Origin of the sequence: Actinomadura sp. NPDC023710 (genome assembly GCF_040639875.1) — a bacterium.
Taxonomy (GTDB): Bacteria; Actinomycetota; Actinomycetes; order Streptosporangiales; family Streptosporangiaceae; genus Spirillospora; species Spirillospora citrea.
Window position 1 is genome coordinate 1 of record NZ_JBFAGB010000040.1, and the last position, 21,862, is coordinate 21,862.

The 21,862-nt window shown below is 68.7% G+C and carries 18 protein-coding genes; 4 read left to right on the top strand and 14 right to left on the bottom strand.

Annotated elements, in window-relative coordinates:
* The 8 genes from AB0H37_RS35095 to AB0H37_RS35130 form a co-directional block, all read right to left on the bottom strand.
* The coding region (locus AB0H37_RS35095; RefSeq protein WP_360617020.1) for a cell division protein FtsK at window positions 1-1,652 on the bottom strand (1,652 nt) is incomplete at its 3' end.
* Window positions 1,649-2,944: a DUF2637 domain-containing protein gene (locus tag AB0H37_RS35100; protein ID WP_360617021.1), complete on the bottom strand. Its 1,296-nt coding sequence runs from the start codon at window positions 2,942-2,944 to the stop codon at window positions 1,649-1,651. The genes AB0H37_RS35095 and AB0H37_RS35100, both read right to left, overlap by 4 nt.
* Window positions 2,941-3,222: a hypothetical protein gene (locus AB0H37_RS35105; protein ID WP_360617022.1), complete on the bottom strand. Its 282-nt coding sequence runs from the start codon at window positions 3,220-3,222 to the stop codon at window positions 2,941-2,943. Before AB0H37_RS35105 ends, AB0H37_RS35100 begins: the two co-directional genes overlap by 4 nt.
* Window positions 3,219-3,632, bottom strand: coding sequence for an RRQRL motif-containing zinc-binding protein (locus AB0H37_RS35110; RefSeq protein ID WP_360617023.1), 414 nt, complete (start codon window positions 3,630-3,632; stop codon window positions 3,219-3,221). The genes AB0H37_RS35105 and AB0H37_RS35110 overlap by 4 nt, the downstream gene beginning before the upstream one ends.
* Window positions 3,629-3,886: a hypothetical protein gene (locus tag AB0H37_RS35115; protein ID WP_360617024.1), complete on the bottom strand. Its 258-nt coding sequence runs from the start codon at window positions 3,884-3,886 to the stop codon at window positions 3,629-3,631. The genes AB0H37_RS35110 and AB0H37_RS35115 overlap by 4 nt, the downstream gene beginning before the upstream one ends.
* On the bottom strand, window positions 3,886-4,353 hold the full coding sequence (locus tag AB0H37_RS35120) for a transcriptional regulator (RefSeq protein WP_360617025.1): 468 nt from the start codon (window positions 4,351-4,353) through the stop codon (window positions 3,886-3,888). Before AB0H37_RS35120 ends, AB0H37_RS35115 begins: the two co-directional genes overlap by 1 nt.
* A 1-nt stretch (window position 4,354) precedes the next feature.
* A complete protein-coding gene (locus tag AB0H37_RS35125) occupies window positions 4,355-4,774 on the bottom strand; it encodes a WhiB family transcriptional regulator (protein ID WP_360617026.1) in 420 nt (139 codons plus the stop codon).
* Window positions 4,775-4,780: 6 nt separating this feature from the next.
* A complete protein-coding gene (locus tag AB0H37_RS35130) occupies window positions 4,781-4,927 on the bottom strand; it encodes a hypothetical protein (protein ID WP_021593495.1) in 147 nt (48 codons plus the stop codon).
* A gap of 166 nt (window positions 4,928-5,093) precedes the next feature.
* Here AB0H37_RS35130 and AB0H37_RS35135 point away from each other — a divergent pair, with 166 nt between their 5' ends.
* Window positions 5,094-5,759 (top strand): GntR family transcriptional regulator, encoded by a 666-nt coding sequence (locus AB0H37_RS35135; RefSeq protein ID WP_360617027.1) that lies wholly within the window; start codon window positions 5,094-5,096, stop codon window positions 5,757-5,759.
* Between the two features lie 56 nt (window positions 5,760-5,815).
* On the opposite strand, the gene AB0H37_RS35140 is transcribed toward AB0H37_RS35135, so the two are convergent.
* Together AB0H37_RS35140 and AB0H37_RS35145 are read right to left on the bottom strand one after the other, a co-directional pair.
* Window positions 5,816-6,649: a hypothetical protein gene (locus tag AB0H37_RS35140; protein WP_360617028.1), complete on the bottom strand. Its 834-nt coding sequence runs from the start codon at window positions 6,647-6,649 to the stop codon at window positions 5,816-5,818.
* Window positions 6,650-6,722: 73 nt separating this feature from the next.
* On the bottom strand, window positions 6,723-7,646 hold the full coding sequence (locus tag AB0H37_RS35145) for a hypothetical protein (RefSeq protein WP_360617029.1): 924 nt from the start codon (window positions 7,644-7,646) through the stop codon (window positions 6,723-6,725).
* Window positions 7,647-10,137: 2,491 nt separating this feature from the next.
* Between AB0H37_RS35145 and AB0H37_RS35150 the strand changes: the two genes are divergently transcribed.
* The 3 genes from AB0H37_RS35150 (at window position 10,138) to AB0H37_RS35160 (ending at window position 13,612) form a co-directional block, all read left to right on the top strand.
* Window positions 10,138-11,127, top strand: coding sequence for a serine hydrolase domain-containing protein (locus AB0H37_RS35150; protein ID WP_360617030.1), 990 nt, complete (start codon window positions 10,138-10,140; stop codon window positions 11,125-11,127).
* A 267-nt stretch (window positions 11,128-11,394) separates the two neighbouring features.
* Entirely contained in the window at window positions 11,395-12,918 is a 1,524-nt protein-coding gene (locus AB0H37_RS35155; RefSeq protein ID WP_360617031.1) for a hypothetical protein, read from the top strand.
* Window positions 12,919-12,988: 70 nt separating this feature from the next.
* Complete coding sequence (locus AB0H37_RS35160) at window positions 12,989-13,612, top strand: hypothetical protein (RefSeq protein ID WP_360617032.1); 624 nt, start codon at window positions 12,989-12,991, stop codon at window positions 13,610-13,612.
* A 104-nt stretch (window positions 13,613-13,716) separates the two neighbouring features.
* Here the strand turns inward: AB0H37_RS35160 and AB0H37_RS35165 are convergent, their stop codons facing one another.
* The 4 genes from AB0H37_RS35165 to AB0H37_RS35180 are packed head-to-tail and all read right to left on the bottom strand — an operon-like array spanning window position 13,717 to window position 21,836.
* Window positions 13,717-14,961: a TIGR02679 family protein gene (locus AB0H37_RS35165; protein ID WP_360617033.1), complete on the bottom strand. Its 1,245-nt coding sequence runs from the start codon at window positions 14,959-14,961 to the stop codon at window positions 13,717-13,719.
* Window positions 14,948-19,066, bottom strand: coding sequence for a TIGR02680 family protein (locus AB0H37_RS35170; protein WP_360617034.1), 4,119 nt, complete (start codon window positions 19,064-19,066; stop codon window positions 14,948-14,950). The genes AB0H37_RS35165 and AB0H37_RS35170 overlap by 14 nt, the downstream gene beginning before the upstream one ends.
* Window positions 19,063-20,292 (bottom strand): TIGR02678 family protein, encoded by a 1,230-nt coding sequence (locus AB0H37_RS35175; protein WP_360617035.1) that lies wholly within the window; start codon window positions 20,290-20,292, stop codon window positions 19,063-19,065. The genes AB0H37_RS35170 and AB0H37_RS35175 overlap by 4 nt, the downstream gene beginning before the upstream one ends.
* Window positions 20,289-21,836, bottom strand: coding sequence for a TIGR02677 family protein (locus AB0H37_RS35180; RefSeq protein ID WP_360617036.1), 1,548 nt, complete (start codon window positions 21,834-21,836; stop codon window positions 20,289-20,291). The genes AB0H37_RS35175 and AB0H37_RS35180 overlap by 4 nt, the downstream gene beginning before the upstream one ends.
* Window positions 21,837-21,862: the final 26 nt, after the last annotated feature.

Consider the following 21,862-nt stretch of genomic DNA (forward strand, 5'->3'; position numbering starts at 1 on the left):
AGCGAGTCCTTGTCGGGGCGCTGGGTGGCCAGCAGCAGGATCACGCCGAGGGCGCGGCCGAGTTTGATGATGTCGATGGCCAGGCGGGCGGCCTCATCGCCGAAATCGGGGTGGGCGAACAGGTTCTGGCATTCGTCCAGGATGAACACCGACGGGTACAAGCCCAGCGACCGTTTCGCGGCCAGTTCCGGGGTGACCTTGTTCTCGGGGCAGAGGTCCTTGGGCAGCTTGCGGATCGCCTTGGCGCGCCGCGCCAGGTCCTTGCGCACTTCGCGCAGCGCGGCCAGGCACTCGGCGAGGATGTCGTCATCCTGCCCGGATCCGTACTGGTGGGCGACCTTCTCAAGGGCCGACAGGTCACCGGTGCCCTTGAGTTCGTAGACGCGCAGATCGGCGGTCGGGTCGAGGGCGGCGGCCAGCGCCAGCACACGCATCGCGAACGTCTTGCCCATGCCGGGCATCGCGCCGATCAGGGCGTTGGCGTACATCAGTTCCACGGTGACGGGGCGTCCGCGCTGGTCGGTGCCGAACGGAACCGGCTTGAACAGGTCCACGCGGGCGGCGGACTTGGCCAGGGGGCCGGCGGTCGGCTTGACCTGGTTCATGTCCTGGTCACCGACCCACAGCACCAGCCGCCCGGCGTGCTGGTGGTGCGCGGGTTCGGGCCATACGCACCCAAGTGGGCGGCGCAGGCCGGAGGCGAGGCGGTCGCGGCGCTCCATGATGTCGGTGGCCGTCACTCCGTATGGGAGGTCGACCTCGGCGCGCCAGCCGGGGCCGTCGCGGGTGATCGGGGCGGGGAAGGTGATGCCGGTGCCGCCCTTGCCGACCGCCTTGTTGATCTCGGCGTTGCCGAGGGAGGCCAGCGCCCGAACGACGATTTCCGAGGTGAGCTTGGGTGCCTTGGTCGACACGACGGCGGTGTCCAGGATGCGCCGGTCGGTCGGGGTGCCGATCCAGCCCAGCAGCGCCACCAGCGCGGCCAGGACGGCGGTTTGGGTGACGCCGCCGGCGGCGGTCACCGACATGGCGGCCAGCCCGCTACCGGCGAGGCCGGCGCCGGTGACGAGCATGCGGGCGCGGACGCGGTCGTTGCGTTCGCTCATCAGCTTGAGGTAGGCGTCGTCGTTGCGGCGGTCGATGGCGTGGGTGCGCAGCGGCCGGGACTCGATGTCGAACGTCCACCGCCACGTACCGGCCACCACCCGGTACAGGCCCCGCGGGGACCGTCCGGCCAGGCGCAGGCTGTAGAGCGGGACGCGGGCGGCGTGGTAGCCGGTGACGTGTCCGGCGTAACCGACCGCCCACCGCACGGTGGCCTTGGCCTCGCTGGTGTCGCGCAGCCATGGCGCGATGATCGGGCGGCGCTGCGCACGCTCGCCGGACATCCGGCGGGCGCGCACGTCCGGCCGGAACGTGTCGGGGCGGTCAACCAGTACGCGGCCCTCGATCGCCTCGCTGTCCCCATCGCCGTCCCCGTCGCCGGGGTCGCCGAACGGCATGGGGCGCGGCAAGTCGGTTGGCGGGACACCGGCACCGGTGCCACCGGGCGCGGCGGGCGGCGCGTCGAGGTCGGGCGCCGGATCGGCGGTGTGGTCGGCGTGCTGGACGGGCAGGCGGACGACCTCGCCCATGGCCTTGGTGAAGCTCATGATGCGTTCTCTCCCTCGGCGGGCGGAGCCGCGGCGGTGCCCTCGGCGGCCGGGTTGTCGGCGGGGTCGGTGGGTGCTTCGGTTTTGAGGCGGGCCAGCAGGGCGCCGACGCGGGCATTGCCGGCGGTCTGTCCGGCGGCGCGCAGCCGGGCGGCCAGGGTGTTGCGGGTCAGGGGTTCGTCAGTGGCGTCGAGGTCGGCGGCGATGCGCCAGCCCAGCGGCATGAGGTCGTCCACGTCCGGCGGCGTGGCCGTGCCGGTCTTGCGGGTGCGGGACGGGCGGGTGGACCGTCGCCCGGGACCGCCGCTCCCCTTGGGTGCGCTTATCCGCTTACGCGTCGCGGACCGGGCGCCGGACGGTCCACCGGTGGGCGTGATGGACGGTCCGGACTCCAGCGCCGGACGGTCCACATTGACTACGTCCGGACGGTCCGGCGCCGGTCCGGTGGACGGGGGGGCGGTCACCTTGGCGGCCGGTCCACTCGTCTCGGGGGCGGGGGCGAGGTCGCCGAGACGGTACAGGGCGCGGACGCGGCGGGGTGCCTTACGGCGCCATGCCCACCGGCCGTAGGTGTCCTGTAGGTCGGTCAGGGCGAGTACGCGGGCGCGCTCACGGGACAGGGCGTCGGGGTAGGAGCGGATCTCCCACAGCACCATCCGGCGCCACAGCTTCATCGTGGGCCAGGGGGCGAGGATCCACCGCGAGGCGCGGATCCCGTCCATGCGGGTTCCGGCTGCGATGCCGGCGCGGATCCGGATCACGTGCGCTGCGATCTCCACCGCGCACACCCACAGCGCCGGCAACACCGCATGGGCGATGCGGCCGAACACCGTCGACTCCTCGGCCACGTTCAGATAGACCGTCGCGGCGGTCAGCGCCCACGGGATGAACCGCAGCCACCGAACCCGCATGTCCAGCCGAGCAAGAACGATGTCGAGCGCGGCGAAGATCCCAATACCCAGGTCGATCCCGAGCGGCACCGACCACGCCAACCCCCCGAACGACGGACGGGCGGCATCGGCGACCGCAGCGAAGCTGTTGACGAACCCCAACAGCCCCAGCACGCCCACCAGCGCGGCGACCACGGCAACCGCGGTGAACTCGTTGCTGGAGAGCGCACGCCCCTGCGACGCGCCGCCCTCGGGCGTGGTCGTCGGCGAGGCGGCCGGGTCGGTCGGGATCTCGTTGGAGGGCGTCAGCGGTCGGAGCGGGATGGCGGCGTGGTCGGCGGCGTGCGGGTTGGTGGCCTGTGCGCCGAGGTCCGCCGAGACGGGGAGCGGTGGAGCGGTCATGCGGTGTACCTCCCATCAGGGGCGGTCCGGACCGGGTTGGAGTCGACGCCGTGACGGTTACCGGCCGGGTGGCCGGTCGAGTCGTCGGCGGGGTGGTATTCGGTGTCGAGGTCGGCGGCCATGACCGGCGCGCCGCACGGGTGGCAGCGGAACCGGACCGGGCCACCGTCCAAGCGCGTGCGGCAGGTCGGGCAGCGCTTGACCAGACCGGCGGTCAGCGTCCGGCACGGCGCGGCATAGACGGGGGCGGGCGTGGTCGCGGGCGTGGTCGAGGTCATGCCGCGGTCACCTCCGCCTCGCCGAGGTCGGCGCCCTCGGCGCACTCAAGGCACTCGCCGAGGTGGCGGGGCAGGACGTAACCGGCGTCGCGTCGGCAGGTCGGGCACAACCGGCGGGCGGCCAGCGCCTTGCCCAGGGCCTCGCGCTGCCGTTCGGTCGGGACGCGCTTGGGCAGCGCCAGGCGCACGTCGTACAGGTACGCGGTGCGCACCCCGCCGGGCGCGTTGTAGCGGCGGGAGTTCCACAGCACCTGACCGACCACCGGCTGACCGCCCGGGCGCAGGCCCTCGGCGGCGAGCTGGCGGAGGGTCAGCAGGTGCCGCGGCGCCATGCGCCACGGCCACGTAGGGATCCCGAAGCGGGCGCCGGTCGGGTCGAAGAACCGCGCGGAGCTGCGTCGGCGGGTCATGCCGTCACACCTCCCGCCTGGGCCAGGTTCGGGCGCTGGACGGTGACCAGGTGCCAGCCCTCGGCGCGCAGCGTCCGGTAGACCGACACGGCGGCGGTCACCGTCAGAGCCGCGACGGCCAGGGCGGTGAGGGCCACGGTCGGCGCGGGATGCGCGACCGCCAGCACCCCGCCGGCGGCGAGCAGCCGGACCGGGGAGACGCACAGCCAGCACACCGCGGCGAGCACGGTCATAACGAGGATGAGAGCGGTCATCACGCCACCCCCAGCGAGGCCAGCAGCGCGGCGGCCAGCAGCCATCCGACGTGCCAGGACTGGTCGAGGGCGTAGGTGCCGGTACCGGTCGGCGCGGTCGCGCCGTCGCCGAGCCGGGCGAACTCTTCCTTGCCGGGGATCAGGTGGCGGCCGAGCCAGTCGGCCAGCGCCAGCAGCGTGGAGCGCCGGTCCGCCCAGTAGTGCGACGCCGCGTCCACCACCAGCGCGGCAGCGGCGGCGTAGGGGTTGACCGGCAGCGCCAGCACCACCGCCACCAGCGCGACGGCGGCGGCCTTGACGGCGGTCAGCACGGCGACGTGCCGCGCGCACAGGATCCGACCACGCCAGCCGGGCGCGCCCTTGCCGCACGCCTGACCGTGCGTCTGCAACCAGTGGTCCCCAACCTCGTGCGCGGCGTACAGCGCGGCGAACACCGCGGGGAACACGATCGGGTCAGCACCGAACATCTCAGGCCACCTCTCCCAGGTCGCTGACGGTCGGGTCGAGGTCGGTGAGCGCGGCCAGTTCGGCGGCGGTGAAGCCCGCCCACACCCCGTACTCGGGACGGATCCGCGTCGCCAGCTCAAAGCAGGCGCCGCGCAGCGGGCAGGACTGGCACACCTCGGCGGCCACCAGCTCACGAGCCGCGAGCTCATCCGGCGACTCGGCCACTTCGGGGCCGGTGTGCAGATCGGGGTCAAACCGGCACTGAGCGCCGGTGATGGGCTTGCCGCGCAGGTCGATACCAGTCAGCGCGGCGAACGGGGTCAGGGAGCGGGACACGGGCACCTCGTGAGCGTTGGTGAGTGATCGGGGTGAGCGGCCCTCGGCGGCGGGCTTGGTGGCTTGTGCGCCGAGGGCAGCCGTCAACGAGTGGTGGGCGGTCATCGCTAGTCAGCCCAGCGAGCCCGAGAACGTCGTGATCGCGTGAATCACCTGATTGACCAGCGCGGCCGCCTTCTCCGGGTTGTTGATCGCGAAGATCGCGACCGCGATGCCGGCGAGCCACTGCGGGATGCTGCTGGACTTCTGCGGGAACACCTGGAACCTCCTGGTCACCTGCCGAGTACTGCGGCGACTTGCCGTGTGAAGCAGGTCACTGCGCTACAGCGTATACGTAGCTTCGTATACGCACAAGCCTCTAGGCATACGATGATGCGTATACGCTGAAAAGGAGTCACCGAAGACGCGAGGGGTTGATCACGCAGTGGCAGAACCGGCCTACGTCCGCATCGCAGGCGAGTACGCCCGACGCATCCGACGGGGTGAGCTCGCACCCCGCACCCAGCTACCGAGCTACGCCGAGATCGCCCAGGAGCACGGCGTCTCAGACATCGTGGTTCGGAAGGCCCTCGAACTCCTCCAGAGCCAGGGCCTCGTGCGCTCCGTCCGGCGGCGAGGCAACTTCGTCGCCGATCGCCCGAACCTCGTTCGCGTGTCTCCTGAACGCCAGATGGAGAGCGCCGAACGGTCGTTCGAGAACGAGTCGGACCAACAGGTCCAGGTAGAGCGGGAGACTCGGCAGATCCCCGCCACCACGAACCTCGCGGAAGCCCTCGGTGTGCCGGCGGGGCAGGAGATCAACCACGTCATCACCCGAGCCACTGAGAACGGGCGACCGATCTCGATCTCGGACACCTACCAGCCGCTGAACGTCACCGGCATCTCGGAGGCTGCCTACCTGGAAGAGACGATCTCCGACCAACTACCGGCAGAGACACACGCCGAGTGGCTGCGGACTACGCCCGGCGACCTAGTCAAGACGGTTCACCAGCGATTCCTGTCCACCGACGACCGAATCATCATGCTCTCCGACATCTCATATCCCCGCGACCGCTACGACGCGTTCGTGTTCCGCATGGCCCTCAAGTAGAGGCATGACAAAGGGGGTGCCCGAACGAGTCGGCACCCCCTTTGTCATGCACGGACTCAGATTCGGACCCAGCCCTGCGCCACGTCCGCATCCGTCCACCACGAAACGAAGTGTGGATCTACCGAGTCCAATCGCCAACGATCTGACAGGGCGTCAAAGAAGGCATCATTGCCTGTCTTTCCGCCTCTCGGCTCCCCGATGTATACGAGTCGCTTCCCCCCAGCGTCCTCATACGACGTGAGCGCCTCGGACGACATGCTGTCGCCCCAGCCAGGGGGCCAGCAAAGAAACAGCACACAGTCCGCAAGCTGGGAACGAGTCGCGAACTCAGTCAGCCCTCCCACAGGGTGCCATACGTCCGCCTGACCAGCCGTCTGGGGGAACGATGCATTCCCGGCATTATCCGGTGGATCCGAGTCGTACGCGTCAACACTCAGCCCCGAGTGAGCCAACTGCGCGGCCCAATATCCCCGCCCGGCTCCCAGCTCCACGATCGGAAGACCCGCACAAAAGCTAGCCATCCATTCGACGGTCTGGGGGGCGGGTATCGCGTATGCGTAAGTTGCTTGCAAGAGCATCTGCGCAAAGGCTAGTCGCGCAGCCCCTTCCTTTCGGCCACCATTAACTACGCGGCGCCCTCTATCCGCCACGACGAACGGTTCAACGATGTCCCAGTACGGGTTGGAGCTCACAGCGCTGCCACCGATCATAAAATGCACAAAACGCAAATCGAACTGTGCATCGGCCTGCTCGTTACCAGTCCCCGTCAGGCCTGGCGCCATCTCCAGATATTCGGCCACCTTGGGGTAATCGGCCCGAAGTCTCTGTTCATCCGCCAACAGCGCGGTGAGTTCGTTCCATCGATCTGGAGTCATGGTCAACTCGGCCATGATGCCAGTCTCCCGCACTCCACTGCTTGCTGTCCAGGTGGCCTGCGGACCAATCGCAGCGCGCCAGCGCAGGCTAGCTGGCCCGAAAGGGCCACCGGAGGCGCCCCATCAAAGATTGACGTGTTTCTGGAAACTTATCAGGGGCAATCAGCTCTGCATTGGCACCACCAAGTATACGGAGAACCACTTGCGCCCTTAGTTCGTCTCGGCGCGCGACGTCATCAACGCTGGCAATTACCTCTTCCGACTGCTTGACAAATTCGCGAATCAAAATATCCTCGCGCAACGATTTCGCCTGTCTTTCGAGATAATCGCGCGCCCTGTTTGTCTGAGCAAAGAACACCCCGGATGTGATGTTGGTTATCGATCCGCCTACCGCCGCTAGAATCGCAGCCGTCTGGTTACCATGTGGCCGAAATAGAGCGAGACCAACACCAAACAAAAAGAGCAAGCCGCCCGATACGGCGAAGGATTGGCCTATGCGATAACTACTCCCCAGATGCCTGGTAGCCTGGATGTACACTTCGACGAGAGTTGCCCAACCTGGACGATGATCATCCAGAAGCAACTCTTCCTCTGATTGATTCCGACCAAGCCTTCCCCGTATCTCAGATAGCCCTTCTTTGAGAAGGGCGATTTCTTCGCTGACATCTCCATCTTTTTTCTTTTCTTCTTGAATATCCTCCAAAGCCTTTTCAAGTCTCTGCATATCCCTACGAAGCGCTTTTTCTTGCCGTCTGGTTATTTCCTCGTCGCTACGAGTTGGCGGCAGCCCCGCAGCACGCCTAAGCCGTTCAGCTTCGACATCTTTCTCTGGCTTCTTGGGTCGCTCTTCACCAAAAAAGGAATCGAAAGAGACCAAAAGAAGAACAGAAGCGGCAAAAATAGCCACTATCCATTTTTCTCTCGTAGAATAATCGTGTCCTATCGCTGGCATTGCAATCAACGCACCAATCACCACGAAGACCGCGCCGATAACTGCTCGTGGAAGCTGCATGACGGGTTAGCCCCCTCCCTCCCAAGGTTGAGGTCCAGATTAACGATCCGTCACCAGCGCGCCACACGAACGAAGAACTTGGTGAGATTAGGGTAAAAGTCCTCATACTGGCCTGGTCGCCACGTGCCGCCGCGCGCTCACAGTCCCTCGGCAGGTCCGTGCCGTCAGACGCGGGCTGCCGAGGTCAGTTGGGGTATCGCACGCACGCTTCTGAAGCATCTAGGGGTGCCGCAGCGTTCGTAGGGTGTGCCAGGACTCGCGCAACCGTGAGGTTGAGAGCCGTGCGAGATGCACCGCGGTGCGAAGGGGCTGATCAGGTCATGACTACGTCGGAACGACTCCCAGAGGCATGGCCTGTTCCATTTGCGTCCAGCCACCGCCGTCATGCAGGTGAATCTCCTGGTCAGCAACCTGAGCGGTGCTGGTCTCCGGAGCCGTGCACAGAAAGCTCCATTCGTTTTCGGCCCTTGCGCAGCCTTCTCTGCGACTCCAAAGCGGCCCGACGTTCAAGGGCCACACCCGGTACCGATTCGGCGCCGGACACTTCGCCGCCAGCACGTCGACTACAGGGACCAACGTCGACGTCGCACACCGAGTTCGTGGGGAGTTTTCATTAGAAATGAGGATCGGTTCCCGTCCTCCCTTGCCTATGCATTCCAAGAGCGGACGTTATTTGCAACTCTTTGGACCGTCGGGACAACGAGGATAGATCGCGTCTCGCAAGAAGGTCAGATCAGGATCTCTAGGCCCTGGAGAAGAGATCGCGATGGCTCTACCGCTAGCGTCGTACATATTGAATCGTGGCAGTATGCAGCCACTCGTATCTGCGCTTATCATGCGGATCATTGCGTACCGAAATTCACCTGGCGGCAGGAGGGTTGGTAACTGGTTAGCGATGTGATCACCATCGTGATTGAACCATGCGATATCCAAAAAGATCGGCACGGCCTTGTTTGATCCGTCAAATCTAAAGGGCTCACCCTCTCGCCAAGGCTGTGCGCCCACGATAGAAGTTGGGGATCGCCCTGAGTTGTAGATTCCGACTAGATAGTCGGCAGCGCACTTGTAGGGCGCACTGGGTTTTATGCGCGAATGGCTGCCACCAGGTTCTTGTCCCGGATCCCAGAGCCCATAATACCAGCCCTGTAAAGAAACACTGGGCTTCGTGAGCGCTTCTTGCTTATCGGCAATCTCATAGGCAACGATTATTGCCCATATGGCAAAAATGATGGTCAATGCGAGTGAACTTATGCTCAGGATCCGGTCGAATGTTAAAAATCTCTCTTCTTGCCCCGAGGATGCATGCTGTTGACGCCCCCGGCTTCTACTTCTATTCCTTCTACTCACGAGCAAAGTGTAATAGCATAGATAGTGATTTAGTGGCAGAATTTCACGAGGGAGCTTGGCCACATCAGGTCGCCCCTTAGCCCCGGAGTCGCGTACACATCGGCGATGAGAGCAGGTAGCGACGCCGGTCGGCATGCGCCAACCCGTCGACCTTATGACCAGCATGCGAAGCTCTGGCCACAGCCGGACTTGGGGCCAGACCTGATTCGGTTCGAGTACCGGAGCGAGTACCGACCGCGGTGGACGCGCGTGGACCCACGCGGGTGTGGCTGGGGCGTGCTACCTGGAGCCGCCAGGCGGTGCGGCGTCCGATCGTCCGTGGTGTGGCCAGTTCGAGTCCAATCGCTTGTCATATAAAAAGTACAGAGCAGGCGCTGAGTGACCAACTGAGTGACAACGCCACAGTACGCCTCTGGACGCCCGTGGACTGGTGTGCACCGTTGCTGCGTGCTGGTGCCGACTCTGAACAAGGTCCAACATGGCTTTAGATGCCTGGGGGTCAAGGGGTCGTGGGTTCAAATCCCGCCGTCCCGACAAGAAGTACCAGCTCAGAGGCCGTTTCTCCACCACGGAGAACCGGCCTCTTGATCGTTTGTTAGCCGTTCGTTAGCGAACCCGGCCGCCCCTCGCGGCACTCGACCGGTTCACACGGGACCAGGAAGACCGGCATCCGCCCGCTCCAGCTCACCGGATGCTCACACGTCCCGGCGCCCGTCTGCCCGCCCCTCTCGACGTGCGACCACCCGAGCCCCCGATGCCTCCCGCACCACGGCGTACTCCGAAGCCGCTCGCCCCCGCGCCGCCGCAACTCGCCTGCGCGGCGAACGCTCCCAGCGCCAACCCCTCTTTCGCCGCCGCAGCCGCCAAAACCGCATACTCCTGCTCCGACGGCGCGACCCTCACCGACCGACTCCGCCGCGGCGACCGAACCGAACGCCGCCTCTGCGGCACGCCCGAACCCGCGCGGGCCAGTGACACGACTTCGTCGACCAGCCTGGAGCCCGCGGAGATGAAAGCCGCCCTGGAGCATCTCCATCGCTCGGGGATGCCGGGCGCGTACGCCGAGGTACGCGATGGCGGCCAGGTGTGGCGCGGTGCTTCGGGGGCCGCCGATGTCAGGACGGGACGTCCCGTCACGCCCTAGATGCGGCAGCGCGTCGGCAGCGTCACCAAGTCCTTCACCGCCGCCGCGATCGTGCAGCAGGTCGCGGCCGGACGGATCCGGCTCGGCGCGCCCATAGGCGCCTACCTGCCGAAGCTGGTGCCGGGCGCGCGCGGCAGAAGGATCACGGTTCGGATGCTGCTCAATCACACGAGCGGCATAGCTGAATACCTGCCCTACGCCTTCCAGTCCCTCCAGGGATTCCCATCCGATCCGGACGTCTCGAGCCTGGACGACAACAGATTCCGGCAGTTCAGCCCGGAGGAACTGATCGAGATGGGGCTCGGCGCCCCTGCCGTCGGCCAACCTGGAGGGCCCACGGGTGTGTATTCCAACACCAACTACGTGCTCCTCGGCCGGCTCCTGGAGAAGGTGACCGGTACGACGGCCGAGAAATACATCACCCAGAACGTCATCAGGCGAGCCGGGCTCAGGTACACGGGGTTCCCGGACGGACCGCGTCTGAAAGGTCCGCACTCGCGGATGTACGAGTCGTTCTACGGCCTGATCGACCCGCCGGGCGACTACAGCGTCTACGACACGTCCTGGGTATGGATGGGCGCCGACCTCGTGTCGACCACCGGGGATCTCAACCGCTTCTACAGCGCGCTGCTCGCGGGCAAGGTGGTCGACAGGTCCTACCTGACGGAGATGCAGCACGTTGTGCTGGTCCTCACCCGGGACGGCCAGAGCAAGATCGACTATGGTCTCGGGCTGCACAAGGTCGAGATCCCGGGCTGCGGTACCTTCTGGGGCCACGACGGCACGGCGTGGGGAGCCCAGACACTCTCCCTGACCCGTGCCGACGGCGAACGACAGCTGTCCATCGCGATGAACCTCGTCCGATGGAACAGACTGGACTCGACGGGGTGCCGCAGCACAGCCCCGTCGACGAAGCGCTCTCGGCCTTCAAGGGGCAAGCGCTGTGCGGGGACTCGAACGACCAGGTCGAGAGGTAAGACCACGGCGTGAGCTCAGAGTCGGCCGGTTGGACGGCCGTCATAAGTGCGGCTCCTCCGCCCCGGCGGGCGGAAGAGCCGTGCCCTGCTGGGAACCGGCCGCGCAGGAGCACACCCCGCGATCTCTTCGGCGACCAGCGGCTCGGCGCCCGACCGCTTGCGGGAATCGTCGATGACCTGAGAATCCGTGGCCGCGGTCGCTCTGTTCGACAACGTCGATTTCCGGACGGAATTCGGACGTTTATCGATCAGGTGCGGCGCGTGGTGAAAGAATGGGCCGATGGGTCAGGTGGACGTTTCCCCCTATCAAGGTCTGGCGCCGTTCGAGCCCGACCGGAGCGAGGTGTTCTTCGGACGTGCGCAGGCCACCCGCGACCTTCTCGGCCGCCTGGGCCCGCGGCTCGGGGAACACGGAACGATCCTGCTGGTCTCGGGCTCCTCCGGAGTCGGCACGTCATCGCTGCTGCGAGCGGGGCTGATGCCGGCCCTGGCGGAGGGGGCGCCGCCGCTCACCGGATCGGCACGCTGGCCGTGCCTGCTCATGACGCCGACGGCGGACCCGCTGCGAGCCCTGGCCGAGGTCTGGGTGCGGGCCTTCGGCGGCCAGGTCGAGGCGGTGCGTGAGCGGCTGTGCCGCGATCCCCGGGATCTGCCGTCCGAGCTCTCCGGTACCGACGCACCGGACGGGCGTTTCATCCTGGTGGTCGACCAGTTCGAGGAACTGTTCACCCTGGTGGACGACGAGCGGGAGCGCCAGGTGTTCGTCCACGCCCTGCACGCCATGGCCGACGGCCCACGCGGCGCCGGGGTGGTGATCGGCGTGCGCGCGGCCCACCGGGACCGGTGCGCCGCCTACCCGCAGTTCGCCGAGGCCCTCCAGGACGGTCACGTCATCGTCGAGCCGATGACGGGCTCGGACCTGCGGCTGGCCGTCACGGGTCCCGCGGCCGCGGCCGGGCTGGAGATCGAGCCCGGCCTGGTGGACCTCGCCCTGAGCGAGCTGGGCGAGGTCCGCGCGGCGGACGACCGCTACGAGCCCGGAGCGCTGCCGTGGCTGTCGCGGGCGCTGCTCGGCACGTGGGAGAGGCGCGAGAACGGCCGGCTCACCATCCGCGGCTACGAGGAGTCGGGCCGGGTCCGCGACTCGGTGCGGCGGACGGCCGACGAGGTCCTCGCCGGATTACCGCCGGAGGACCGCAAGATGGCGCTCAGGGTCTTCCGGCGGCTGATGGTCCTCACGGCGGGCGGGCGGGCGGAGCGGCGCCGTGCCACCCTGGCGGAGATCCACGCCGCCGCGGCGGCGGGCTCGGCGGAGCGGCGGGAGCGGGTGGGGGCGCTGCTGTCGGTGCTCGCCGGGCGGCGGTTGCTCACGCTGGACGAGGACGGCGCCGAGATCGCCCATGACGCGCTGCTCTCCGGTTGGCCGCCCCTGCGCCAGTGGCTCGAACCCGACCTGACCGCGCAGGCGCTGTACGACGGGCTCGTCGAGGAGGCCGGACGGTGGGCCGACCACGGCCGCGACTCCGCGTTCCTCTACCGGGGCGCCCGGCTGCTGGCGGTCCAGGAAGCCGGGCCACGCTGGGAACGCGATCCCGACAGCTTCCCTACTCCCGGCCCCACCGTGATGGAGTTCGTCGCGGCCTCGGCGACGGCCGCCCGGAAGGCGAAGCGCCGCCGCGGCCTCGTCATAGGAGGCATGGCGGTGCTGTTGGTCCTCGCCGTCACCGCCGCCATCCTCGCCGTCGCGGCGCGGCGAGACGCTCCTACGCCCGAGGCGCGGCCATATCCACGGGCATGCGGTTGACAGGGGGGCGGGACCGCTGATGGGTGGACGGACGAGGTTGTTCCTTATCGGCTTCCGGCGGCGGACCGGCATGTCCGCCCCGGAGCTGGTCACACTGTTCCGCTCGATCATCGCCGAGGGCAGGAAGGTGCACCCGGTCGCCGGCGACTTCCTGGAGCACTTCATGGACGGCGCCGGGGCCCCCAGGAGGATGTCCCTGCGCTGGCTGCGCTCGTTCAGGGCGATCCAGCGGGCCGAGCGCAAGAACCAGCGGCGGTTCGAGCGGCAGATCGAACGGGCGGCGAGGCGGCTGGGCGACGGCGCCTCGTCGTGGGTGCACGACCGCTGGGACGTGCGGATCAACGCGTTCATCGGCACCGAGCTGTTCTACGTCAGCAGGGTGAGCCTGCTGCGCTCGCGGGGCTCGTTCGTGGTGACCCGGACGGGGGCGCAGGTTCGGGTGTCGGGAACGGTCCGTCACCACTGGTTCGATCCCTATGACTGGGATCGCGGCCGATGGGTCTACATCCCCAAGCACGGGTTCGCTCCCATCGCGGTCGGCCGCGACCTGGTCGAGGCCGACGAGGCGCGCAACTTCCTCATGGAGTCACACCACGTGCAGACGCTGGAGGGCACCCGCCGGGCCGGGCGCCGCCGCCTGCGGGGCGGCGGGACGAGGTTCGAGTGGTCGCTGGCAGGGGCAGAGCACCGATGACCGCGGGCCCCCGGCCGGACCGAAAAACTCCGTCCGGTCGCCGGCCCTGCTGAGGCGATGGGCCGGTCACCGACTGCCTCCGCGGCGGCGACCTCCGTCGCTGCTCACGCCGCCGGGTTCCCGACGTTGCCCGCCGCTCTCTCCAGATCGTCCAGGAGGCACTCGGCCATGGCCTCCTCCGCGATGGCGACGTCGTGAGTGGCGAGAGACAGGGCGAGCTCGGTGTCCCAGGGACTGTCCGAGACACGGCCGGCCGGAGAGAAGGGCCCCGACGCGTCGGCCAGGGCGGCCTGGTAGTCCGCTACGGACATCCGCCAGGGCAGCGCGCCCGTCCTGGCCATGACATAAGCGGCGATGCGGAGGCCCTCACCGTCGAAATCCCCGTGGTACCGGAGCACGCAGCCGGAGGCGGCGAGGCCTCGGAGGAGACTGACGGCAGCACTGTTGGGCCAGCCCGACGAACACACCATCGGCGGGCATCGCTCGCCCAAGCGTTGGACGGCAAGGGCGACGATCGTGGGGTTCTCCGTCACCCATACGGAAGATCCGACGCCTTCCAGGCCGGGTGCCTCGACGAGTTGCGCGAGCGTGACAACGGAGGCCTGTCCGGCATCCGCCCAGAGGTTCAGCGAGCGCGCGAGAGGACCCGAGCCGCTCGGGCGCAGTCCTGCGACGAGCACCGTTGTGGACAGAGAGTCACAGGCGACCCCGGCCCTTTCCCAGAGCGCCCGGCGTTCGGACGCGTCGCCGGGAGGGTCGATGCCGTACAGGCAGGCGAGCGCTTTCAGGACGGTGCCGGACACGCGACGGCCGGCATCCAGCGCGTGCGGATCGCCGAGTGCGTCGTTCGCGAAGGCGGCGAGCGGGCGGCCGTCGGCGGGCAGCGCGACGAGCACCGAGAGGACCTGCTCCAGCATGCTACGGGTGTCTTCGAGGGAGCCCGCGACGAGGCCGCGGCGCCGGACGTCGGCGACCCAGTCGAGGAGCGCCGGCTCGGCGGCGACGACCGGATGCCCGGCCAGCCAGGTCCAGAGTGCGGCGCGCTCCCGCTCCCTGTCACGGCGCTCGGCCGCCCGGTCTCCGATCGGCCCGATGACCGCCTCGGTCACGGTTCGGGTGTCGCAGCCGGCGGCCTCGCCCAGGACGGTGTCCAGCCGGGCGACCGCGATGGTCAGGGTGGACGGCGGGTACCTGTCCATGCCGAGCAGGTCCGCGAGCGCGGCACGGTGATGCTCGCCGAGCCCGCTGAGCGTGACTCTGCTCACCGCGGCGCCTGAGGAGAACCGCCGGTGCAGTTCCTTCCACAACGGGAGGAGGTCGGAGGAGCGCAGCCGGTCAGGAATCGCCATCGAGGTCCTCGATCGGGAACAGTCCGTCGTCGGCGGGCAGGGTGCGGTGCCCGTCCCAGATGAAACGGGCGGTGGTGACCGCGTTGTCGCCATCGCCGTCGGCGCCGGTGATGAGCTGGTGGATCGCGATGCCGTCGAGTTCCCGGTAGTCGCACCACTCGTGGTCCGAGGTCAGGACCAGGTCGAGGCCCAGGCTGACCAGGAGGTCGAACACTTGACCGCGGTTGGTGGTGTCCACGCCGACGAACACCTCGTCGAGAAGGATGAACCGCGGGCAGCGGGGGTCGGTCTGGTAATGGGCGGCCACGGCGGCGAAGAGCGGCAGGTGGAGCGCGATCGCCTTCTCTCCGCCGGAGAGCGCTCCGTGGAGTTTGCGGGTCAGGTCCTGCCAGCCTTTCCCATCGGCGCGTTCGAGACGCACGGTGAAACGATGCCAGGCGGTGTAGTCGAGCACCTGCATCAGCTGCTCTTCCCAGCTCGCGGCGGTGTTCGCTGCTCTCGCCTCTTCGACCCGGTCTCGAAAGAAACGGTACAGGGCCTCCTTGTCCTCGTTTCCCAGCCCGGCCGGGTCGCGGAGAAGGAGTTGCCGGGCCGTGCGTATACCGGCCGATTGCTGCGGGTCGACCTCCCAGACGAGTCGCACGGCGACCTGGGACGCGGTCCGCACGCGCGCGAGGCGGCGGTTCATACCGTCCACGAGGTCACCGGCCTGCCGGATCCGGTCGGCAAGATGGCGCCGGGTGTCACCTGCAAGGGTGCGGTCGAACAGGTCGCGTTCCTTGTCCGTGATGTCGGTGCGTCGCCGGTCTCGCTCCTCGGACAGGGCGGTGCTCAGCTCGGCCGCTCCGACGCGGACCCCGCTCATCGTCGCCGTGAGGATCTGAACGTCCTCATCCGGTACGAGTTCCAGGTCGGCCTGGTCCGCCAGGACGTCCCGGGCATGGTGCATGGCCTCGGACAGGCGAGCTCCGGCATCTCTCACATGCTGGGGTTCGTGCGGCGTCCGCTCAAGCGTCGCCGCGACCGCGCGGGCGTTCTCCAAGGTCGCTTTGACACCACCGTCGGGCGACGGCTTCGCGCCGAGGCCGGCATCGGCGGCCAGGTGCCCTGCGGCGAGATGGCGGTAACGCGCGGCCGCCCGGTCCCTGGCGGCCACGGCGTCGTCGCGTGCCTGCTCCGCGGCGGTGACCGACTCCTTCAACACGCCGATGCGTTCGCGCAGGTCAGAGAGCTCGGTCCGGATGCTCTGGCAGGTGCGGCGGCATTCGCCGTGCTCCTGCCTGGTCATCGTGAGCCGTTCGAGGACCTGACGGTGCTCGACCCCTATCGACGCGTCGATCGTGGCGACCCGCTCGGCGAGCGCCTCGGCTCGTGCGGCCGTTTCCGCAGCCCTCTCGGCGGACTCGGCGGCTGTATGCGCGTAGTCGTCCGACGCTTGGGACGTGGAGCGTGCTCTGGCATCGGCGGTCAGCAGAGCCGTGCAGTGCTCGATCCAAACGGTGCCGCCCTCGCGCGCGTCGCGCACCGCGTCGGCGAGACCGTCGAGGACGCCGGCTTGGATGGGCAGATCGTGCTCCGCGCCCAGAAGGGCGAGTGCGTTCAGCGCCGACTTGAGGCACGCCTCCCGATCGCCGAGCCGTTCCTCATCTCGCTTCAGCTGGTCGCCATGGTCGGCGACTTTGCGTTCTTTCTCGGCCAACGCCCGGGCTGCTGTGTTGAGCGGCCGGTGGGAGGGCCTGTCGCCGAGCTCGGCGCCGAGCGCCGCCTTGGCCTCCTGCAGGCGCCCGAGGAGCCCGTCGATCTCGGTGATCCGCGCGGTCAGCTCCTCGATCTCGGCGTCGAGCTCCTGGATGCGGCGGCGCCGCGTCCGTTCCCGGGCGGTCGCCCCGATGAACGCGGGCTCGGGTTTGTTCCACCGGCCCGACGCGGGACCGAGCCGCCAGGACCCGTCCGTCCCCACGACGGCGGGGTGATCGATGTCCGGCGCACTGATCTCCAGGGCGACGGCGGAGAGTACGGTTCGCAACACCCTGGGTGCGACGGCGGTGTCCGGTTCGGCGACGAGTACGTCGGCGAGACTCATGCCAGGGGCGGGGGCAGCTGGACGGTCGGACAGGAACGTGTCCGGTTCGTCGGTCAGGACGGCACCGTCCGGCATCACCCATGCGTCCAGCAACCCCGAGGCCTCGAGGGCGGCCTCGATTCCGGCCTGGGCCGGCAGTGGAACCCCGCCGGCGAAGGCCACGAGCCGCCAGAGCGGACCGCCCTGCCTCGACATTCGGTCGGCGGTGTGCGTGTACCGGAGCTCAGGTGCGACCGCCGTGTGCCCCGCGAGAACGGCGCGGCGGTGAACACGGACGTCCAACTCCTTGGCTTCCTCGCCCCGTCGGGTTCGGAGCGCGTTCTCCTCTGCGGCCCTCCTTTCGATCGCGGACGCGCGGGCCGTGAAGATGATCTCGTCGCAGTCGCGTTCGTTCTCGACGGCGGACGCGAGCGCCTCGGGGTCGAGCGGGGCGAGGTGCCGGCAGGCGCTCGCCCACCGGGCCAGTTCGGCCGCCAGGGCCTTCCGGATCGCCGTGTACTCGCTGCGCGCCGTCTCGCGCGCCTCTACCGATCTCTCCAGCCGGGTCCCGCTCCGGTCGCGCTCGGCCTCGGCCTCGGCGCGGCGTTCGCGGGCGCGTTCGTGGGCCTCGATCGCCTTCCGCACTTCGGCGATCTGCTTCTCGCGGCTGGTCGTCGCCGCGCGCAGGAGTTCGCGTGCCCGGCTCGTCGCGCCTGCGGCATCGTCCGGATCAACGGTGGACGGCGAGCGTACGAGCGGAGCCAGACAGTCCGCCGCCTCCTGGTGCGCGGCGGCGAAGCCTGCGCGCTCCGCGGCGCGGGCGGCTTCTTCGCGGGCCTTCTCGGTCAGTGCCCGTCGGTGGGACGCATCGGATGCGGCCTGCTCGGCCTCTTCCCGCCTGCGTCGCGCGTCGGCGGCATGACGCTCAGCGATCTTGCGCGCCTCCCCGGAAGCGTCCTCGGCCTTGCGCGCGTTCTCCCGCAGCTCATCGAGCTCGTGACCGGCCTGGTAGGCCGGGCTCGCGAGGAGCCCCTCGATCCGGGCTCCGAGGGTTTGTTCCCGGTGCTCCTCCGTTTCCAGGCGTGCGCTGGAAGCGGCGTGCTCGGCGACGGCACGGGCCTGCTTTTCCTTGTCCACGCGGGCCGTGCCGGTGAGCCGGTCCATGGTCGTCGTCGCCGAGATGAGGGATGCGGCCGCGGCGCGCAGCACTCGCTGAGCGTAGGTTCGCTGCCGCGCTGCGAGCCGTCCGGCCTCCGCGACGTGCTCGTCGAGACGGCGTAGCTCCTCCCGCTGGCGGTCCAGCCGCTCGAAGCCCTCGGCGATCTCGTGGATCTCGCCCTCGCCGAGCGGTGGCAGGGCACTGGACAGCAGCTGGGAGAGCAGGCCGGGATCGAGCCGTTCCGAGAGCTTGGGCGTGCGGAGCTGCCGCAGTGCCGTCAGCAATGCGTCGTAGCGCTGTTCGGTCAGCCCCCGGTAGAGGGTCCGACGCACCGCCGTCCGGTATTCGTCGGCCGCCCCGTGAACCATTCCGAGGGTGCCGAGCGCTTCATCGAGCGCGGCTCGCGTGAGAGGCTGACCGTTCTCACCGGTGAGGCTCAGGCCGCCGTGGCCTCCGACCCGTTGCCCGCTGGTGAAATAGGCTGCGGTGACGCTCTTGGTGTTGACCGTCGCCTGCAGGCGGGCACCGCAGGTGAACCAGCTCGGCTCCTCCCCGTCGCCTCCTGGATGCGCAAATTCCAGCCAGACATACCCGACTCTCGTACTGCCGGTATGGCCGTCGCCCATGAGGTTCCAGTGCATGGTCCGTTCGCTGCCGCCGAACGTGGACAGCCGGTTGGGCTTGAGGCTGGCGTCCAGCAGGTAGGGCAGTAGCAGCTCCAGGACTTTGGACTTCCCGCTCCCGTTCGGGCCGCGCAGAAGCAGGCGCCCGCGGTGGAACTCGAAGACCTCGTCGTAGTAGCGCCAGACATTGAGGATGCCGGCCCGCGTGGGCTGCCATCGGGCGGGGCTCGCCTCGTCCTCCCCGGATACGGTAACGATCATGTCTCCTCGCGGTCGACGGTATAGCGGAGGGCCGCGGGCAGCAGCTGGACGGATCCGGTAGCCCCGCCCGAGTGGCGCGCCAGCCCGAAATCGCGGAGCACCGCGACCGCGTCGTCGGTGAGACGTCCGGCTCCCCCGTCCGACTGGTACGCCCTGGCCCACCTCGGGAAGCGCTCGAGGAGCCGGCCGGACTCCTCGACCAGGCCGTTGAACGCGCGGGTCCCGGACGAAGCCGCCAGTACGTCGAGCAGGAGCAGCGCGGCCACCTTGGCGTGGGCGCCCTCGTCGGGGAATTTGCCATCGGAGGCGAGTGCGTCCGGGTCGATCAGGAGGTAGCCCTCGGCCCGTTCTTCGAGTTCGAAGCCCGCCTCCTCGGCCGCGCGGCGGAGGATCTGCCGGCCGGTCAGTGAGCCTGCGTAGGCGAGCTGCGCGGCGGTCATGTCGGCCCGGTACACCACCGGGTCGTCGAGCAGCCTGCGCAGCAGTGAATGCCTGGCCCAGAGGTTGCGCTGGGTTTCCGAGGCTCCGTCGGCGAAACCGGGGGCCGCGGCGCTCCCGTACCTGCGTTCGACGGTCAGGTCCCGCAGGTCGGGCCAGGCCACGGGGTCGTCTGAGGACTCCGCCACAGCCGATGGTGCCACCGGCGCCGCGAGCAGGCGGAGCAGGCGGGTGGTGTCCACCCTGTACAGCACCTTGGCCTCGGCGCTGTCGACGTAGGAGTCGGTGGCGCCGTCGACGGCCGTCACCGCCCCGTAGTGCTCGAGCAGCCGCAAGGCGTCCGCGAACGCCGCGCGTTCGTCACCTCGCACCGGATCGAACCCGGGGATGTGCTCATCGGCGGCCGCGGCCTGGACGACACGTTGCGCGAGCATCCCGATCGTGGTCACGGGTGCGGCGAGGGCCTCGCCCGCGATCAGGCAGAGCAGGGTGTAGCGGCGCCGGTCGAACGGGGCCCGGGTCGAGCGCCGTCGTCTGGCCGGACGGCTCGGGTCCGCCGTCTCCCTCACCTTGACCAGCCGCGCGTAGCCGAGGCGGGGTTCCACGAGCAGCCGCCATCCGCAGTAGTAGTCGAACCAGCGGGCGAGAGCCTGGTGGCGCCTGCGGATCAGGTCGAAGTCCTCGGGGTCGGTGTGCAGGGAGACCAGTGGCCGCCCGAGCAGGACCCGGATCGCCCTGGAAAGTTCCTCTTTCTCAGCTTTGACGAGCTGGTTCGCCAGAGTGCTCATGCGCGGGACGCCTCCCGTGCCGCTGCAGGGCCGCCACCGACGAAGCGGATCTCGACCGGGTAGTCCGGGGTGGTGAATCGCCCCCGCACGGTGTGCAGTTCGACGCCGGGACCGTCGGGAGCTGGCCAGAGCATGACCTCGATTCGTCCGTCTGTGGTGACGGCGCGGCGAAGGCCGCTCGCGTCGGGGCGTGCCGCCAGGGCCCGTCCGAGGAGATCGAGGAGCCGCCGGAAGGTGTCGTGCTCGAGCGTGCCAAATGCGGACAGCTTCACCCGCCCGCCGGTGGAGAGCCGCCGCCACGCCGTCTCGAGTTCCGCCCGTTCGCGGCGGGCGCGTTCCCTCCGCGCGGCGCGGACCGCCGCCACATCGCGCACCTTCGCGGTACGGCCGATGTGCTCGGTCCGGCCGCTCGTGCGCAGATGTGCGGAGACATGAACGGGCGCCGCCTCCGCCCACGGGGCGCCGGTGGGGATCAGTTCGGCGTCCTCGTGGGCGAGGTGGGCGTGCCGGGCCGGTGCCAGTCCGAAGGCCGTTCCCCACAACCGGTGCGCGTCCTGCTCCGACGGGGCGTTGGCGAACCAGCGGGCGAGCGCCCGGAGGTCCGCGGCCGCGCTGGACGAGCGCCGTCGCGACTCGGTGATGCGGTCGAGCACCTGGAGCAGCGAGACGATCGCCCGGCGTGCTACGTCGTGCAGTTGGCGGACGCGCGGGACGCCGTCGCCCTCGGGCAGGAACCACAGCCGCAGGCCGTCCCACTTGGCTCGGCGGGCGGTCAGCCACGGCACCGCCGGATCGGCTCCCGGACTGGGCGGCAGCTCGGCTCCGATGAGCGCCCTCTGGTGCAGGACGCTGACGCCCCGCAGCTCGACCTGGGCGAGAACGGCCCTGACCGCTTCGGCACGCGAGTCCAGGTTGATGACGAACTCCTGGAGGTAGACGATGGTCGCGCTCTTGACCTCGTGGAAGGTGGCGAGGTCGGCTCCCTCGGCCCGCATCAGCCGTTGCAGTTCTCCGTTGAACTGCTTGGTGTTGTTGCGCAGCGCGTCCAGGTGGCCCTCTAGTTCTTGGAGCGTCGTGAAGATCCGGCGGTTCATCGCGGCGTCGCCTGTACCGAGCAGCGTGTCGAGCTCGCCGAGCCGGTCGGCGATCGCATCCAGGACGGCCGTCTGCAGGGCACCCGAGGACTCGAGGACGGTGAGGGCGTGCTGGACTCCTGCGAACGCCGCCTCTCCGCGGCGGGTCAGCGAGTACTGCAGGTTCTTGCGTTCGTACTCCTGGGCGGTGGCGTAGGCGCCGGCGTGGTTCTGCACCACGTCGAGGAGCTTCCATTGGACGAGCTGCCCGAGCGTCCGGTTCAGGCCGGCATCGTCCAACGGGGCGTACCAGCCGATCGCCCGCAACCGTTCGCGGACCTGGTCGAAGGTCAGGAAGGTCTCCAGACGCTCGTTGGCGTCTCCGAACGCGTACATGACAGCGGTGTGCAGATCGCTGCGTTCAGTAGTGGTGAACTGGAACATCTCCGCTGGGATGCGCGGCGGCGCCATCAGTTCCCCCTTCCGCCGATATGGCT